Annotated in this window: 19 protein-coding genes and 4 riboswitches; of the genes, 17 read left to right on the top strand and 2 right to left on the bottom strand. The window is 35.7% G+C overall.

Annotated features, from left to right (window positions below; all coding sequences use genetic code 11):
• Nucleotides 1-128: 128 nt before the first annotated feature.
• Nucleotides 129-548 carry a CBS domain-containing protein gene (locus BAU23_RS21300; protein WP_000199003.1) on the top strand — a complete coding sequence of 140 codons (420 nt, stop codon included), beginning with the start codon at nt 129-131 and terminating at the stop codon, nt 546-548.
• A 271-nt stretch (nt 549-819) separates the two neighbouring features.
• Nucleotides 820-1,971, top strand: coding sequence for a DUF3965 domain-containing protein (locus BAU23_RS21305; RefSeq protein WP_001203039.1), 1,152 nt, complete (start codon nt 820-822; stop codon nt 1,969-1,971).
• Between the two features lie 240 nt (nt 1,972-2,211).
• Here the strand turns inward: BAU23_RS21305 and BAU23_RS21310 are convergent, their stop codons facing one another.
• Together BAU23_RS21310 and BAU23_RS21315 are read right to left on the bottom strand one after the other, a co-directional pair.
• Nucleotides 2,212-2,550: a hypothetical protein gene (locus tag BAU23_RS21310; protein WP_001137809.1), complete on the bottom strand. Its 339-nt coding sequence runs from the start codon at nt 2,548-2,550 to the stop codon at nt 2,212-2,214.
• 5 nt (nt 2,551-2,555) lie between these two features.
• A complete protein-coding gene (locus BAU23_RS21315) occupies nt 2,556-3,716 on the bottom strand; it encodes an SH3 domain-containing protein (RefSeq protein ID WP_071735117.1) in 1,161 nt (386 codons plus the stop codon).
• 259 nt (nt 3,717-3,975) lie between these two features.
• Nucleotides 3,976-4,087, top strand: a riboswitch (TPP riboswitch).
• A gap of 60 nt (nt 4,088-4,147) precedes the next feature.
• Nucleotides 4,148-4,250: riboswitch (TPP riboswitch) on the top strand.
• Between the two features lie 82 nt (nt 4,251-4,332).
• On the opposite strand from BAU23_RS21315, the gene tenA reads away from it, so the two are divergent.
• The 15 genes from tenA to kdpA all read left to right on the top strand — a co-directional run bounded on the left by tenA (nt 4,333) and on the right by kdpA (nt 15,862).
• Nucleotides 4,333-5,028, top strand: a complete 696-nt coding sequence (gene tenA, locus BAU23_RS21320) for a thiaminase II (RefSeq protein WP_000666826.1) — start codon at nt 4,333-4,335, stop codon at nt 5,026-5,028.
• Entirely contained in the window at nt 4,997-5,746 is a 750-nt protein-coding gene (locus tag BAU23_RS21325) for an ABC transporter ATP-binding protein (RefSeq protein ID WP_071735118.1), read from the top strand. Before tenA ends, BAU23_RS21325 begins: the two co-directional genes overlap by 32 nt.
• Nucleotides 5,746-6,498, top strand: a complete 753-nt coding sequence (locus BAU23_RS21330; protein ID WP_002074534.1) for an ABC transporter permease — start codon at nt 5,746-5,748, stop codon at nt 6,496-6,498. The genes BAU23_RS21325 and BAU23_RS21330 overlap by 1 nt, the downstream gene beginning before the upstream one ends.
• The gene (locus BAU23_RS21335; RefSeq protein WP_000771331.1) at nt 6,495-7,496 is read left to right on the top strand and encodes an ABC transporter substrate-binding protein; all 1,002 of its coding nucleotides are present in this window, start codon (nt 6,495-6,497) and stop codon (nt 7,494-7,496) included. The genes BAU23_RS21330 and BAU23_RS21335 overlap by 4 nt, the downstream gene beginning before the upstream one ends.
• Before the next feature lie 10 nt (nt 7,497-7,506).
• Nucleotides 7,507-8,127: a thiazole tautomerase TenI gene (gene tenI, locus BAU23_RS21340; protein ID WP_000787157.1), complete on the top strand. Its 621-nt coding sequence runs from the start codon at nt 7,507-7,509 to the stop codon at nt 8,125-8,127.
• Nucleotides 8,120-9,229, top strand: a complete 1,110-nt coding sequence (thiO, locus tag BAU23_RS21345) for a glycine oxidase ThiO (RefSeq protein ID WP_000335195.1) — start codon at nt 8,120-8,122, stop codon at nt 9,227-9,229. Before tenI ends, thiO begins: the two co-directional genes overlap by 8 nt.
• 15 nt (nt 9,230-9,244) lie before the next feature.
• On the top strand, nt 9,245-9,448 hold the full coding sequence (gene thiS, locus BAU23_RS21350; protein ID WP_001049509.1) for a sulfur carrier protein ThiS: 204 nt from the start codon (nt 9,245-9,247) through the stop codon (nt 9,446-9,448).
• A 2-nt stretch (nt 9,449-9,450) separates the two neighbouring features.
• Complete coding sequence (thiG, locus tag BAU23_RS21355; protein ID WP_000931991.1) at nt 9,451-10,221, top strand: thiazole synthase; 771 nt, start codon at nt 9,451-9,453, stop codon at nt 10,219-10,221.
• Nucleotides 10,214-11,233: a thiazole biosynthesis adenylyltransferase ThiF gene (thiF, locus tag BAU23_RS21360; protein ID WP_001065456.1), complete on the top strand. Its 1,020-nt coding sequence runs from the start codon at nt 10,214-10,216 to the stop codon at nt 11,231-11,233. The genes thiG and thiF overlap by 8 nt, the downstream gene beginning before the upstream one ends.
• Nucleotides 11,234-11,239: 6 nt before the next feature.
• Nucleotides 11,240-12,061, top strand: coding sequence for a bifunctional hydroxymethylpyrimidine kinase/phosphomethylpyrimidine kinase (gene thiD / locus BAU23_RS21365; RefSeq protein WP_116733312.1), 822 nt, complete (start codon nt 11,240-11,242; stop codon nt 12,059-12,061).
• A 557-nt stretch (nt 12,062-12,618) separates the two neighbouring features.
• A riboswitch (cyclic di-AMP (ydaO/yuaA leader) is annotated at nt 12,619-12,766 on the top strand.
• Nucleotides 12,767-12,859: 93 nt separating this feature from the next.
• Entirely contained in the window at nt 12,860-13,246 is a 387-nt protein-coding gene (locus tag BAU23_RS21375) for a hypothetical protein (RefSeq protein ID WP_000424065.1), read from the top strand.
• 16 nt (nt 13,247-13,262) lie between these two features.
• Nucleotides 13,263-13,493: a hypothetical protein gene (locus BAU23_RS21380; protein WP_000866317.1), complete on the top strand. Its 231-nt coding sequence runs from the start codon at nt 13,263-13,265 to the stop codon at nt 13,491-13,493.
• Nucleotides 13,494-13,752: 259 nt separating this feature from the next.
• Nucleotides 13,753-13,898, top strand: a riboswitch (cyclic di-AMP (ydaO/yuaA leader).
• A gap of 95 nt (nt 13,899-13,993) precedes the next feature.
• Nucleotides 13,994-14,098: a SipW-dependent-type signal peptide-containing protein gene (locus tag BAU23_RS21385; protein WP_000887889.1), complete on the top strand. Its 105-nt coding sequence runs from the start codon at nt 13,994-13,996 to the stop codon at nt 14,096-14,098.
• Entirely contained in the window at nt 14,095-14,175 is an 81-nt protein-coding gene (kdpF, locus tag BAU23_RS21390; protein ID WP_000972378.1) for a K(+)-transporting ATPase subunit F, read from the top strand. Before BAU23_RS21385 ends, kdpF begins: the two co-directional genes overlap by 4 nt.
• A 19-nt stretch (nt 14,176-14,194) precedes the next feature.
• Nucleotides 14,195-15,862, top strand: a complete 1,668-nt coding sequence (kdpA, locus tag BAU23_RS21395; RefSeq protein WP_000638365.1) for a potassium-transporting ATPase subunit KdpA — start codon at nt 14,195-14,197, stop codon at nt 15,860-15,862.
• Nucleotides 15,863-15,870: the final 8 nt, after the last annotated feature.

Consider the following 15,870-nt stretch of genomic DNA (forward strand, 5'->3'; position numbering starts at 1 on the left):
AAAAAAAGAGTCAGCAATATGCTGACTCTTTTTTATTTTGTAGAATCCTCCTTTATCAACTGATTTTCCTGAAATAAATAAAGGGATTTAGGAAAAGCTATGGTATGTATAAAAAGGAGGAGACAAAAATGACACGAGTGAGAGACTTTATGAGTACTCATGTTGTACATTGTACACCGTTAGACAATGTATATGAGGCTGCTGTAAAAATGAAGGAAGAATCGGTTGGATTGATTCCTGTTGTTGAAAATGAACAAGTTGTTGGGCTTGTTACTGATCGAGACCTAGTTGTTCGTGGGATTGCTGAAAAACATCCTGGATCTAATAAAATTACAAATATAATGACAACAAACATTGTTTCAGTTTCTCCAGATGATTCGATTGAAAAAGCTACAGAATTAATGGCACAGTATCAAATTAGACGCTTACCAGTAGTTGAGAGTGGGCAACTTGTGGGTATGCTAGCACTAGGTGATTTAGCTATAAGAGAATCGGCTGATGATCAAGCTGGCTTTGCTTTAAGTGAAATCTCGGAGCACATGGAATAAAGTATGTATAAAGATCAGATACATTATTCTAGTATATATGGATTAAACTAATATGTTAGCGTGATGTATCTGAGGCATTATATAATAAATATAGCGTTAATATTTCCGACAGTTTATTAAAAATTTGTTATTCCTAATTTTTAATAAGAGGAAAAATGATATACTAATAGATATAAGTATTATGATAGATTTTGAATATAACAATATTCATTGTTAATGATGTAATAATGGATTAATATTTCCTATGTAGACAAAAGGAAAGGGGAATTATATGAGGGCTGTACAGGGCGATCCAAATTGGAATTTGGTTACAGATACATATATAGAACCAAACAATTTCGCTGAGTTATTTTCTTTGCTTGTGCCTTGTCATCCAAAAGGTGAAGGGAAAGAGCGAACTATATTAGTATGGAAAGAAAAAGAGTTTTATAAAGAAGAAAATTTAGCGGCATTTATCGTATATGGAATGAAAAAAGTAAAGGGTTTACCGCAGTTTCATAAAGATGAAATTCCAACTCTAGTACGTATTCTGCGTTTATGTCAAGAGATTGGTTGGTATGAAGAGGCAAATGCTTTTATGATAAGCCAGGGACTAGAAGAATTTGTCCAAACTTCATTGGAATATGAAACATGGGATCTTTTGACGCAAGCGGTTGCTTTAAACTATTTAATTATTAAATATCGTATTGGTGAATTAACAGATGGCGATGTAGAAATCTGGAATCGAGTTAAATTTAATGAGAAATGTATAACAGATTGTAAACATCTATTATCGCATAAAGAAGTATTGGAATTTACATTCTTTTATATGTGTAAGCGAGCTAAGCTACTGTCAAAAGAGCAATTAAATAGTGATATGATGAATCTAGCAATGTATTGTAATACTTTTGTGTATGATTTGTATACACATGACTTATTACGAAAGTATCGTAAGTGTACAGATTTTCTATCATATTATGGACCGAGTCAAGCAGTTTTAGCTTGTCAAAGAGCTGTACTTTCTCAAATTTCAGATCGATTAGATCCATTAAAGACAACGCATGTAGATGATTATTTATATGTGATGAAAGAAATGATGGAGCATATGACGATAGGGGTAATGGATCGATATGGTCATTTTATTGGAAAGTTGCTATCATATGTACCATTTTTTGAAATGATTCAAGTTCCACAGCATGCATATTATTGTGAAGAATTACTTTATATTTGTAAGGGCATTGAATACAAAGAAGAAATACTACGCAATTATATATTTATACAATTACATGATTGTTTACCATCCTTCTTTAAACTATTTCTTAAAAATAAGCGTTATGCAACGATTCATGATATTCTTTTCTATTGGTGCGATGATGAACAAAGAATGAGTTTAGAGAAAAAATATAATCTTAGTTTTATTTATGAAAAATATGCTTGTGGTTAAACCGTATTTTACATATTAAAAATTAATATAAATTAAAAAGGATCTCAAGTTTATGTGAGATCCTTTTTTGTTAGTAAAACAAGGAGAAAGTAACTAAGATAAGAAATAACATTCCATAAAGGAGAATTTGTGCAGTATAACTTCCTTGTATACCAAAAAAAGTATTCATTTTTTCATATAAATGCAGTATATATTTCGTTGGATTATCTTTGAAAGATTGGTACACAGTGTCTCCTCTTTCTAAGCTTCTTGTTCATGTTTTTGGTTATGAGGAACATTAATGTATCTAGCTATGAATAATAAAACACCTATAAAGAATACAGGAAGTATGGTAGATAAATAAAAACCAGTACTAATTATATTTGTTATAAGAGCACTCAAAAGAAAAATTGCATTATAAATATGCGCTATTTTTTGTTTTAGCCGCATTTGTAATGCTTCCATAATGATTTCTAAGGCAACAAAAGTAATAATAATAGATAAAAATACAGTGTTCGTATTATAAATGATTAAACAACAGATTAAGCCTAAAAAGGCTAAGTATTCAATTATGAGAGGTATATTGATATTGCGTGGCATACAATTTACCTAACTAGATATGGCAGTGGGTTCACTGCATTTGTTTTTTCAAGATTCCATTCCCCATTATGTAATTCAAAATGGAGATGTTGCCCGTATGAATGACCTGTATTTCCCATATGACCGACTAATTGTCCAGCTTGCACTTGATCCCCAACTTGTACAGCACGATCCTTCATATGAGCATAAACTGTTGTATATAATTTTCCATTTATTTGATGGGCAACGAACACAACATTGCCATAGCTAGCTGAATAATATGATCTCACCACTTTACCTGCAGCTGCCGCTTGGATAGAGACATTACCTTGTGCTGCAATATCTATACCATAATGCATTTGTTCCCAGCGCATATCAAAAGTTGAGCTAATTCTTCCTTGAGTAGGAAATTTGAAAACAGCTGGAATTGATGAAGGTTGAGCTGTTTTAGTTTGTGATTGATTTTGATGTTGCACTACATAGTGTTTTGCTACATATCCGTATCCTGTGCCAAAACGAATTTTATACCAAGTACCTAGCGTTTCTACTACTTGTACTTGTGTACCATTTTGTAACGAACCAAGTAGAGAGCTACTTGTACTAGCGTTGCTACGTACATTTAATTTTGGTGTTGCAACAGTATAAGAAGGTGAACCTTGTACAGCTACACCTTTTACCAGAGGTGTGGATCCATTAGATACAAAGTTTTTTTGTACGTATCCAATTTGACCGTTATGTAATATTTTGTACCAATCCCCTTGTTCACCTTGAATGGTAATGAATTGACCATTCGGTAATATATCTAGAATAGAAGACTCTGTATTAGGTTCAGAGCGAACGTTTAATGCGTTTGCATTTACGATATATTGATTCTTTGATTGAACATTTTTTTTGAATAGAATTGCATCTTTTTTTATGTAGCCTGTTTTGTTGTTAACAGATACTTTATACCAATCTTGAGTTGTCTCAAGAATAGTAACCGGGCTATTAAATCGAATGTTGTCAATTATTGCACTGTCTGCATGGTTATTTTGATGTAGTGCAACGTTGTCAATTTTTACATATCCAGTTTTTACTTTAGATGGTTGCTTAGCAGCAGCTGTTTGTATATTGGATTCTCCCATAGAAGGAAGTAAAGAAGCAATTGCGATAGTAGTGGCTGTTAAAGCCGTAGCTTTCATATTCATGTAATAAAGACCTCCTCTAGTTGTATAGTTGTAATTTTATTATAGTATAAAGATATAATATATTGGTCGTATTCACATAAATGTAATATGAAATCAATAAAAATAATGTTAGAAGAGAGGTTCGTAAATAAACATTGTATCTATCATTTGTGGGAGTGCATTTATATTTGTTAAACATATTAATATTTAATGGATAATTAAGAAAATTAAAACAGTTGATGATGTCTTATTACGGTGTTATACTGACAGTGATAATTTTATAGTTTGCTAGGAGAGCTGGTGTTGCCAGCTGAGAGTAGGCCGTAAGCCTTTGATCCTTTTCATTACCTGATCTAGATTATGCTAGCGTAGGGAAGCAATTCGGACACTAACAATGAGTCCCCGTTTCTTTGCGTATAGAAACGGGGCTTTTTTATTTGAAAATTTCATATTGAAACCACTAGGGGTGCTTGATGTGCTGAGAGAGGAATAATCCTTAACCCTTACAGACCTGATCTAGGTAATACTAGCGAAGGGAAGTGGACAACGAATAAATGTATAATTTTATTTGCTGTAACCACTTCTTATATAGAAGTGGTTTTTTATTTAGATACATATATCGGAGGGGGAAATAGAAATGAAATTTTGCGATAGATTATTAGAAACTGTACAACCAGTTTGGGAGATGAGTCATAATCATCCGTTTGTAGTAGGTATGGGGGATGGCACGTTAGAAAAAGATAAGTTTCAGTATTATATTATTCAAGATTATTTATATTTGTTAGATTATGCAAAGCTATATGCCATCGGTGTTGTAAAGGCAACAAATCCACAAGTAATGGGGAAATTTGCTGAACAAATTGATGGAATATTAAATGGAGAAATGACGATCCATAAACAGTATGCAAAAAGACTTGGAATTTCTATAGAGGAGATAGAGTCAGCAAAACCATCTGCTAAAAATTTAGCTTATACAAATTACATGATGTCTGTATCTCAAAATGGCACACTTGCGGAATTAATAGCAGCACTTCTTCCGTGTATGTGGAGCTACTGGGAGATTGGAAAGCGTTTAAATGATATTCCTGGAGCAAGAGATCATGAGTTCTTTGGTGAGTGGATTCAAGGATATAGTTCTGAAGAATACGGTAACCTTTGTATTTGGTTAATAGATTTATTAAATGAAATGGCAGTTGGAAAGTCTGAAAAAGAGCTAGATCGATTAGAGGAGATTTTCCTATATTCCAGTCGATTTGAATATTTATTCTGGGATATGTCCTATCGTAAGGAGATGTGGGGATTTGAGGAGCAAGAACATACTACAGTTTCATAATGTTTCTTTTCATTATGATGAGAAACCAATCATCAATGAATTAAATGCTTCTATACAAGATAAAGAGTTTGTAAGTATTATCGGACCGAGTGGATGCGGGAAAAGTACTTTATTTCGCCTTATTACAGGTTTAGAAGAAGCAAGTACTGGACAGATAGAGCTGACAGAAACAAAGAGCCACCCTGTAGGGTATATGCCCCAAAAAGATATGCTCTTGCCGTGGAGGACGATTATTGAGAATGCTGCCCTGCCGCTAGAGTGCCAAGGTGTGCAGAAAAAAGAAGCGCACGTAAAAGCGAAAGAACTGTTACATAAATTTGGGTTACAAGGATACGAGGCGAAATATCCGAAAGATTTATCTGGTGGTATGAGACAACGTGTATCTTTTATCCGAACTTTATTAACGGGCGGGGAGATATTATTGTTAGATGAACCGTTTAGCGCATTGGACGCTTTAACGAAGGCATCTTTGCAAGAATGGTTGTTTGAACAATGGAAAGAGTGGGAAAAAACAATTTTATTTATCACTCATGATGTTGAAGAAGCATTGTTTCTTTCTAATCGAATTTTCGTTGTAGAAAATCAACCGATAGCAACTTTAACTGAGCGAATTGTACCGCTTGATCGTAACCGAACAAGAAAGGATTTATATAGGCCTGAAGTATTGGTGCTTAAAGATGAGCTCCTTAGTATGTTACAAAGGCAGGTACTTGTATGATGAACCGTTTGAAAGAATTAGTTCCTGCTCTGACACTTTCTAGTATTTTACTCGTTATGTGGGAAGTAGGAGCAAGAATTGTAGATGAGATGTACATTTTGCCATCACCTTCTGCAATTGTAATGAAGATATGGAAACTAAAAGACATATTATTTACGGTTCATTTACCGGCAACGTTATACGTCGTTTTAATAGGTGTTGCTATTTCTATCGTATTAGGTGTGGGGCTAGCAATGTTAATGAATGCGAGTACGTGGATGGAAAGAGCATTTTACCCATTATTAATAGCTTCACAAACCATCCCGATTACAGCACTTGCGCCCCTATTTGTTTTATGGTTTGGATATACCATTTGGAGCAAGATTGTTGTCACAGTTTTAATTACGTTTTTCCCAATTGCGGTCAATACGTATGATGGACTGCGCAGTACGAAGAAAGAGTGGGAGGAGCTCTTAGTTACGTATGGGGCAACGAAGAAAGATGTTTTTCTTAAATTAAAGTTACCATCTGCTCTTCCTTACTTTTTCTCAGCTTTAAAAATTGCAGTTCCGCTTAGTGTGATAGGGGCAGCAATTGGAGAATGGCTCGGTGCACAAGCTGGGCTTGGATATTTCAGTAAAAGAATGATGACGCAGTTAGACGGAGCTGGTGTATTTGCACCCATTGTATTGTTATCATTATTAGCTATATTCTTCGTCATACTTATTTCCATATTAGAAAAGAAATTTATTAGTTGGAGGAAACATTCATGAAATTATTAAAACGCATCTTTGTGTTTACATTATTAGTTGCAATGATTGCAGGATGTTCGAGTAATTCAGCATCAGATAAGAATAAAACAGAAAAAGAAATAACAGTAATGCTTGATTGGTACCCAAATGCGGTACATAGCTTTATTTATACGGCAATTGAAAAAGGATATTTTAAAGAAGAAGGAGTAAAGGTGAATATTAAATTCCCTTCTAATCCGACTGATCCATTAACGCTAGCGGCGGCAGGGAAAGTGACAGTTGGTTTGTATTATCAACCAGATGTTGTCATGGCAAAAGCAAATGAACAGATTCCAGTGAAATCAATTGGAGCTGTCGTACGTTCGCCGTTAAATCATGTTGTATCACTGAAATCAGCAGGTATTAAGTCACCTAAAGACTTAGAAGGAAAGACAGTTGGATATTCTGGAACTCCTTTAAGTGAAGCATATTTAAAAACGATGGTAAAAGAAGATGGTGGTAATCCAGATACAGTAAAAGTAGTCGATGTTGGATTTGATTTAGTACCAGCGTTAATTACGAAAAAAGTAGATGCTGTAACAGGAGCATACATTAACCATGAAGTACCTGTTATGCGTCATGAGGGCCATGAACCAGCATACTTTAATCCAGCTGATTACGGAGTACCGAACTACCATGAGCTTGTGTTTGTAACGGGTGATAAAACATTGAAAAAAGATAAAGAAGCATTGCAAGCCTTTTTACGTGGGGCACAAAAAGGGTATGAATTTATGAAGAAAAAACCTGATGAAGCATTAAATATTTTATTAGATCATCAAGAAAAAGAAAACTTCCCGCTTGTACCAGAAGTTGAAAAAGAAAGTATGAAAATTTTATTAGAGAAGATGGAAACGAAAGATGAGCCATTCTTATCGGATTCAAAAGAGTCATGGGAGAAACAAAACAAATGGTTGAAAGACAAAGGAATGACGAAAGAAATTGTTCCAGCCGATGAATTATTTGAAAACATTTTAAAGTAGGCGAGTGAATATGAAAAATGAGCTCCATGTAATCTCAAATGGCCATATGCCATTCGAAGAGTTAGTGAATGTAGCGATGCAAATTGAGAGTGAGATTGATTATTTGCATATTCGTGAGCGTGAGAAAAGTACGAAGGAATTGCATGAAGGTGTGGAAAGTCTTTTGAAGAAAGGCTTTCCGGCATCGAAGATAGTAATAAATGATCGAATTGATATTGCTATTTTATTAAATATTCCGCGTGTTCAGCTAGGATATCGAAGTGCAGATGTAAGGTTAGTAAAAGAAAAGTTTTCTTATTTGCATGTTGGTTATTCAGTACATTCTTTAGATGAAGCGATAGTGGCATTTAAAAATGGAGCGGATTCTCTCGTTTACGGTCATGTATTTCCAACGGCTTGTAAAAAAGATGTGCCAGCAAGAGGATTAGAAGAAATTGCTGATATGGCAAGGTGTTTATCCATACCAATAACTGCAATTGGTGGAATCACTCCTGAAAATACAGGTGATGTTCTTGCAAATGGTGTAAGTGGCATTGCTGTTATGTCCGGGATTATAAGCAGTAGTAATCCCTATAGCAAGGCGAAATCTTATAAGGAATCAATAAGAAAGTGGGCGGAAAAACATGTGTAAGAAGTATGATGTAGCGATTATTGGCGGAGGTGTAATTGGTAGTTCGGTTGCACATTTTCTAGCAGAAAGAGGGCGTAAAGTAGCGATTATAGAGAAGCAAAGAATCGCATCTGAAGCTTCGAAAGCAGCTGCTGGTTTACTTGGGGTTCAGGCAGAGTGGGATGAATATGATCCGTTGTTTGAACTTGCTAGAGAAAGCCGTGCTATATTTCCACAACTTGCAGAAGTTTTACGTGAAAAGACAGGCATCGATATTGGGTATGAAGAAAAAGGCATTTATCGCATTGCTCAAAATGAAGATGAGAAGGAAAGAATTCTTCATATTATGGATTGGCAACAGAAAACAGGTGAAGATTCTTATTTTCTAACGGGTGATCGTTTGCGAGAAAAAGAGCCGTTTCTATCCGAATCAATTATAGGAGCAGTATATTATCCAAAAGATGGTCATGTTATTGCACCAGAGCTTACGAAAGCATTCGCACACTCCGCGGCATTTTCTGGAGCTGATATATATGAACAAACAGAAGTGTTAGATATTCGAATTGAAAATGATAAAGTGACTGGGATTGTTACAAGTGAAGGTGTAATCATATGCGAAAAAGTCGTTATCGCTGGAGGGGCATGGAGTACGAAATTACTACAGTATTTCCATAGTGATTGGGGTACGTATCCTGTGAAGGGTGAAGTTGTTGCAGTAAGAAGCAAGAAACAGCTCTTGAAAGCTCCTATTTTCCAAGAACGTTTTTATATTACACCGAAGCGCGGTGGGCGTTACGTAATTGGAGCAACGATGAAGCCTCGTACGTTTAATAAAACTGTGCAACCAGAAAGTATTACTTCTATATTAGAGCGTGCTTATACAATATTGCCGGCTTTAAAAGAAGCAGAATGGGAAAGTACGTGGGCTGGGTTAAGACCGCAGTCTAATCACGAAGCTCCTTATATGGGAGAGCATGAAGAAATAAAAGGTTTATATGCTTGTACTGGACATTATCGAAATGGCATTTTATTAAGTCCTGTTTCTGGTCAGTATATGGCTGATTTAATAGAAGGAAAGCAGGAGAATCACTTGCTAGATTCATTGCTTTCTAAAACAGTTTAGAAAGGGGATGGAAGTTTGAATTTAAAAATTAATGGTAACCAAATTGAAGTGCCAGAGAGTGTAAAAACAGTAGCTGGGTTACTTACACATTTAGAATTAGATAACAGAATTGTTGTAGTAGAACGTAATAAAGATATTTTACAAAAAGATGATCATAACGATACATCTGTTTTTGATGGAGACCAAATTGAGATTGTAACTTTCGTAGGAGGCGGTTGATTATGTTAAACATTGGACCATTTTCATTTCATTCTAGACTTTTATTAGGAACAGGAAAATTCCCTGATTTTGATGTACAGCAAAAGGCAATTGATGTATCTGAGGCTGAGGTTTTAACGTTTGCAGTACGTCGTATGGATATATTCGATGCGAAGCAGCCGAATTTATTAGAGAAACTTGATGTAAAAAAATATAAGTTATTACCGAATACCGCAGGAGCAAAAAATGCTGAAGAAGCTGTTCGAATTGCGAAATTAGCAAAAGCTTCGGGGCTTTGCGATATGATCAAAGTAGAAGTTATTGGTGATGATAGAACGTTATTACCTGATCCAGTAGAAACGTTAAAGGCATCTGAAATGTTACTAGAAGAAGGATTTATCGTACTTCCGTATACATCTGATGATGTTGTATTAGCACGTAAATTACAAGAACTTGGTGTACACGCGATTATGCCAGGAGCATCACCGATTGGTTCAGGGCTTGGTATTGTAAATCCATTAAATTTAAGTTTCATTATTGAACAAGCGACAGTACCAGTTATTGTTGACGCTGGTATTGGTAGTCCAGCTGATGCAGCATTTGCAATGGAATTAGGAGCGGATGGTGTGTTATTAAATACAGCAGTATCTGGAGCAAACGATCCTATTAAAATGGCATACGCAATGAAATTAGGTATTGAGGCAGGACGATTAGGGTTTGAAGCAGGTCGTATTGCACGTAAACGTTGTGCAACAGCAAGTAGTCCTTTAGAAGGAATGAGTGTAGTTGAATAATCGATATTCTCGCCAAGAATTATTTTCTCCAATTGGAGAAGAAGGGCAACGAAAGATAAGAGAAAAGCATGTACTCATTATTGGTGCAGGCGCATTAGGTAGTGCAAACGCAGAGATGTTTGTAAGAGCAGGCGTTGGTCAAGTAACAATTGTTGACCGTGATTATGTCGATTGGAGTAATTTACAAAGGCAGCAATTGTATGCAGAGAGTGATGTAGAGAATAATCTTCCGAAGGCTGTAGCGGCAAAGAAACGTCTAGAAGAGATTAATAGTGAAGTACGAGTAGAAGCTCTCGTTCAGGATGTAACGGCTGAAGAGTTAGAAGAACTCGTTACAAATGTTGATGTAATCATCGATGCGACTGACAATTTCGAAACACGTTTCATTGTGAATGATATATCGCAAAAATATTCTATTCCATGGGTTTACGGGGCATGTGTAGGGAGTTACGGCCTTTCTTACACGATTCTTCCAGACAAAACGCCATGTTTATCTTGTTTATTACAATCGATTCCGCTTGGCGGAGCGACATGTGATACAGCGGGTATTATATCACCTGCTGTATCTCTTGTCGTTTCTCATCAAGTAACGGAAGCTCTTAAACTGTTAGTGGAAGATTACGAATCACTTCGAGAGGGACTTGTATCATTTGATGTATGGAAAAATGAATATTCATGTATGAATGTGCAAAAGCTTCGTAAACATAATTGTCTATCGTGTGGTGAACAGGCAATATATCCGTATTTAAATAAAGAAAACACTTCAAAAACAGCAGTGTTATGTGGGAGAAATACAGTTCAAATTAGACCACCTCATAAAGAGGAAATGGATTTTGAACAATATAAAAAATTGCTGAATGATCGCGTGAATGATTTGAATGTAAATCCATATTTATTATCATTTTCGGTTGAAGAAAAGAGATTAGTGGCTTTTAAAGATGGCCGTGTACTTGTACATGGAACGAAAGATATAAGCGAAGCAAAAACAATTTATCATCGCTATTTTGGGTAGAAAAGGATGAGTGGGATGAAAGTGAATAAAGCTTTAACAATTGCAGGGTCTGATAGCGGAGGCGGCGCTGGCATTCAAGCAGATTTAAAAACTTTCCAAGAGCTTGGTGTGTATGGAATGACGGCTATTACAGCAATTACTGCTCAAAATACGCTTGGCGTTCAAGGGGTATATCCTGTTTCTTTAGAAGGAATTACGGAACAGCTGAATTCAATTGGTACGGATTTAACGCCAGATGCTGTAAAACTAGGAATGTTATTTAGTAGTGAAATTATTCAAATTGTTGCAGAACATATTAAAAGATTCGGCTGGAATAATATTGTACTAGATCCTGTTATGATTGCAAAAGGCGGAGCATCATTATTACAACAAGAAGCAGTACAAGCATTAAAAGAATATTTATTGCCACTAGCAACTGTTGTAACACCGAATGTTCCTGAAGCAGAAGTGTTAACTGGGATGGAGATTCATAATATAGACGATAGTAAAGAAGCTGCGAAAGTATTGCATGAATTAGGTGCTAAATATGTGCTTATGAAGGGCGGGCATGCAGAATATCAAGGTAATGAAGTAATCGATTTCCTCTTTGATGGAGAAGAGTTTATTGAATTTAGAAGTGAACGAATTCCTTCGAAGCAAACGCACGGAAGTGGGTGTACATTTGCGTCTGCAGTTACAGCAGGACTTGCTAAAGGGTATTCAATTGAAGAGGCAGTTCAAGAGGCAAAACAATTTATTAGTATAGCGATTGAAGAGCCATTGAATATTGGAAGTGGTCATGGGCCGACGAATCATTTTGCATATAAATTGAATAAAACACAAGCATAAGTGAAAATTCAACCAGTGGGGCTATATCCTCACTGGTTATTAACGTTAATGATTAATAGAAGTTTAATATATGGTAGTGAATTTGATTGGGGTATCTTGTTTAAATGCGTCCTTTTAGATAAATAAAGTGTATAAAAGGTGTGATGATATTAATATTAAAAATATAAGGTATGGAATCATGGCTTTCTTATTATTACTTAAGTATTTACTATAAATTAATAACAAACAAGAAATTAAAAAAATGATTTCTAGTGTAGTACGGAATTCAGTATAACTAGTAATAGTAACTAAAATCGCTAGAGTTAAAAGTAACGAATTACCTAGAATGTTTATTATTTTAATAAAATTATTCTTTTTACCCTCGTTCATATAGCATCCTCGTTTCACGTTTAATTTTTAATCATTTCTTTATTTAGTATTATTACAATACGACTCATGAAAATCCCTATTGAATATAAATATTTATAATGTCTAGCAACAATGCAAAATCCATCTTAAGGATTTTATATTGTTTACTTTTTCCAAATACAGGAGTAATATATCAGCCAGAATACATTTTTTGTAATACGCTGAGTCCAAATGTATGGAGCGGAGGAACCAATTGGTGCGTCGTCACTAGGGGTGAATCTTTCAATTTTGAAAGTAGGGCTACTCTCAAAGCCCGAATCCGACAGCTAACTTCGTAAGCGTCTTGAGAGAGGGCGGTGCCATGATGGATATATCACTTCGTCGGTCTGATTAGTATAGGAGAATATCAATCTATGTTTGAGTTCTTTTATGCTAAGGAGGATGAGGTACATGGAATTAACGCTTATTTGCGTTGGAGAAGAAAATAAGGTAAAGAGTTTAAGAGAGCTAGCAGCATTTCAGCATGAGTTAATTATTTTTACAGCAAATGAAGAGATAGCTGCTGAAGTTAGGAATTGTGGGTTTGATTGGACTTATAGCTGTAGTAAGGCGCAAGATTTTACTAGTATTTGTGAATGTATTAAGAAGGTGATTTTACTAGGGGATGAGCTTTCAATCGTTAGCTTCTTTACAGAACACATTCGCTTTTCTTTTCAGGCACCTATTACTGTTGTTACAAGGAATAAACGATATCCAGCGAGGCTCTATGAAACAATGGGAGCTAAATTTGTTGTGTTTACGAATTGTGATAATATTTCTTTTTTATTTTTTGAATAGGGCGGGGGAAAAGAAGATGAAGGTGTTGTTACTAGGAGATATAGCGAATCGTTGGGCGGTATCGGTAGAGCGAGTACAAGAATTGGTGGTGCTTGATCCTATTTTTCCAAGGCCCTATATTATATTGCCATCGAAAGACGCTTTATATTTAAAAACAGATGTTATCGAATATGAGCAGCTACATGCAGAATTGTCACAAGTTTATATTCGTGGGAGAAATTTGCGCGTGTTTTTGCGTGGAGAATAAATAGTGAAAAAAAGAGCGAATGCTGAGTGCAACAAGCTATGCACTTCATGCCATTCGCTCTTTTTATTTCGTATTTAAAAGATCATTTCTGTGAAAAAGAAAGAAAAGATGAGAAAACAGATGAAATAATATTAATAACACTCAATGTAAGCGTTTAAATAGATGGATATTTTCTTATTTTCAGTAATTTAGCTCTTTACAAGTTAAAAATAGAGGAGTATATTTACTCTCATAAATCATTCATGAAATTTCCAAAAAAAACCTAAAATCGCTGAGTTCCAGAAATGGAGCGGGGGAACCAATTTTGTGCATCGTCACTTGGGGTGAATCTTTCAATTTTGAAAGTAGGGCTACTCTTTAGGCCCGAATCCGACAGCTAACCTCGTAAGCGTTTAGAGAGGAGGTTTACTTTGTGTTGTTCATTTCGAACACTAAGTAGAGCTTAGTGTTCTTTTTTTGATAATAAGATGGTAAATTTTAACAAAAAGTGAGGGGTAGTTATGTTAGATGTTGTAATGATCGGGATTTTTGTTGTATTAGTTGCATCGATGGCAAGCCTGGCAAGTTGGTCAGATAAAGTTGTGAAAGAAGGGAAGCAATCATGATGATTGCCTTATCGGTTATTGTTGCAGCGATTACGGTGTACTTAGTGTACGCATTATTAAATCCAGAAAAGTTTTAATTAGGGGGAATCATTCATTATGATTTGGGTTGCAGTCGTTATTACAATGCTCTTGTTTATTTTAGTAGCAAAGCCAACGGGGATTTATTTAGAAAAAGCTTTTCAAGGTAGCAAAACGCTAGATAAAGTATTCGGGCCTTTTGAAAAACTTATTTTTAAAATTACGGGTGTAAAAGAATACAATCAAACGTGGAAACAGTACGCATTATCACTCGTTTTACTCAACGGATTTATGATTGTTGTTGTATATTTCATTTTCAGATTACAAGGTGTGCTGCCGCTAAATCCAGCGCATATTGAGGGAATGGAGCCTACGCTCGCTTTTAATACAGCAATTAGTTTTATGGCTGATACAAATTTACAGCATTATAGCGGTGAAAATGGTTTGTCTTATTTATCACAATTAATTGGGATTACATTTTTAATGTTCGCGGCACCAGCAACGACATTAGCACTTGTTATGGCGTTTATAAGAGGACTTGCTGGAAAAGAACTTGGTAACTTTTTCGTTGATTTTACGAGAGCATTAACGAGAGTTTTTCTTCCTATCGCATTTATTGCGGCGCTAGTCTTTGTCGCACTTGGTGTACCACAAACGTTAGACGGGGCGGTTACAGCACAAACAATTGATGGTGCGAAGCAAAGTATATTACGCGGGCCTGTTGCATCATTCGTTTCCATTAAGGAACTTGGAAATAACGGCGGAGGATTTTTCGGGGCAAACTCTACACATCCTTTCGAAAATCCAGGACAAATGAGTAATATTTTGCAAATGATGCTTATGATGTTATTACCAACAGCACTTCCATTTACGTACGGACGAATGGTAGGAAATAAAAAACAAGGTCGCATCCTTTTCGTGTCACTATTCATGGTGTTTTTACTAGGATTTATAACGATTACGACATCTGAATTACATGGAAATCCAGCGTTAAATGGAATGGGTATCGAACATGTACAAGGAAGTACAGAAGGAAAAGAAGTACGATTTGGAACAGTATTTTCTTCCCTTTATGCGACAGTAACGACAGCTGCTGAAACAGGGGCTGTTAATACGATGCATGATACGTTAACACCAATTGGTGGTCTAGTTCCACTCGTAAATATGATGTTAAATACAGTATACGGCGGTGTTGGAGCAGGTTTTGTGAACATTATTATGTATGCAATTATTGCAGTCTTTATATCTGGTTTAATGGTCGGACGGACACCGGAGTTTTTAGGTAAGAAAATTGAAGGTAAGGAAATGAAATTGATTGCGGTAACGATTTTATTTCATCCATTGCTTATTTTAGGGTTTTCAGCATTAGCTCTTTCAACAAGCTTAGGAACGGATGCAATTTCTCATTCAGGTTTCCACGGTTTAACGCAAGTTGTATATGAATACACATCGTCAGCTGCGAATAACGGATCCGGATTTGAAGGATTAGCAGATAATACACCGTTTTGGAATATTACGACTGGTTTAGTTATGTTTTTAGGACGCTATTTCAGTTTAATTACGATGCTAGCTGTTGCAGCTTCACTGAAAGAGAAGACGGTAGTACCAGAAACAGTCGGAACATTCCGTACGGATAATAGTTTATTTGGTGGTATTTTCATCGGAACGATTGTAATCGTCGGTGCGTTAACATTCTTCCCGATGTTAGTACTTGGCCCAATTGCAGAATTTCTTACATTGAAGTAATGGAGGGT

The sequence above is a fragment of the Bacillus nitratireducens genome, from assembly GCF_001884135.1.
GTDB lineage: Bacteria > Bacillota > Bacilli > Bacillales > Bacillaceae_G > Bacillus_A > Bacillus_A nitratireducens.

What these genes read in the sequence shown, in the direction of transcription:
- BAU23_RS21300 (WP_000199003.1), top strand. Translation starts at nt 129, where the DNA reads ATGACACGAGTGAGAGACTTTATGAGTACTCATGTTGTACATTGTACA.
- BAU23_RS21305 (WP_001203039.1), top strand. Translation starts at nt 820, where the DNA reads ATGAGGGCTGTACAGGGCGATCCAAATTGGAATTTGGTTACAGATACA.
- BAU23_RS21310 (WP_001137809.1), bottom strand. Translation starts at nt 2,550, where the DNA reads ATGCCACGCAATATCAATATACCTCTCATAATTGAATACTTAGCCTTT.
- BAU23_RS21315 (WP_071735117.1), bottom strand. Translation starts at nt 3,716, where the DNA reads ATGAATATGAAAGCTACGGCTTTAACAGCCACTACTATCGCAATTGCT.
- tenA (WP_000666826.1), top strand. Translation starts at nt 4,333, where the DNA reads ATGAAATTTTGCGATAGATTATTAGAAACTGTACAACCAGTTTGGGAG.
- BAU23_RS21330 (WP_002074534.1), top strand. Translation starts at nt 5,746, where the DNA reads ATGAACCGTTTGAAAGAATTAGTTCCTGCTCTGACACTTTCTAGTATT.
- BAU23_RS21335 (WP_000771331.1), top strand. Translation starts at nt 6,495, where the DNA reads ATGAAATTATTAAAACGCATCTTTGTGTTTACATTATTAGTTGCAATG.
- tenI (WP_000787157.1), top strand. Translation starts at nt 7,507, where the DNA reads ATGAAAAATGAGCTCCATGTAATCTCAAATGGCCATATGCCATTCGAA.
- thiO (WP_000335195.1), top strand. Translation starts at nt 8,120, where the DNA reads ATGTGTAAGAAGTATGATGTAGCGATTATTGGCGGAGGTGTAATTGGT.
- thiG (WP_000931991.1), top strand. Translation starts at nt 9,451, where the DNA reads ATGTTAAACATTGGACCATTTTCATTTCATTCTAGACTTTTATTAGGA.
- thiD (WP_116733312.1), top strand. Translation starts at nt 11,240, where the DNA reads ATGAGTGGGATGAAAGTGAATAAAGCTTTAACAATTGCAGGGTCTGAT.
- BAU23_RS21375 (WP_000424065.1), top strand. Translation starts at nt 12,860, where the DNA reads ATGGAATTAACGCTTATTTGCGTTGGAGAAGAAAATAAGGTAAAGAGT.
- BAU23_RS21380 (WP_000866317.1), top strand. Translation starts at nt 13,263, where the DNA reads ATGAAGGTGTTGTTACTAGGAGATATAGCGAATCGTTGGGCGGTATCG.
- BAU23_RS21385 (WP_000887889.1), top strand. Translation starts at nt 13,994, where the DNA reads ATGTTAGATGTTGTAATGATCGGGATTTTTGTTGTATTAGTTGCATCG.
- kdpF (WP_000972378.1), top strand. Translation starts at nt 14,095, where the DNA reads ATGATGATTGCCTTATCGGTTATTGTTGCAGCGATTACGGTGTACTTA.
- kdpA (WP_000638365.1), top strand. Translation starts at nt 14,195, where the DNA reads ATGATTTGGGTTGCAGTCGTTATTACAATGCTCTTGTTTATTTTAGTA.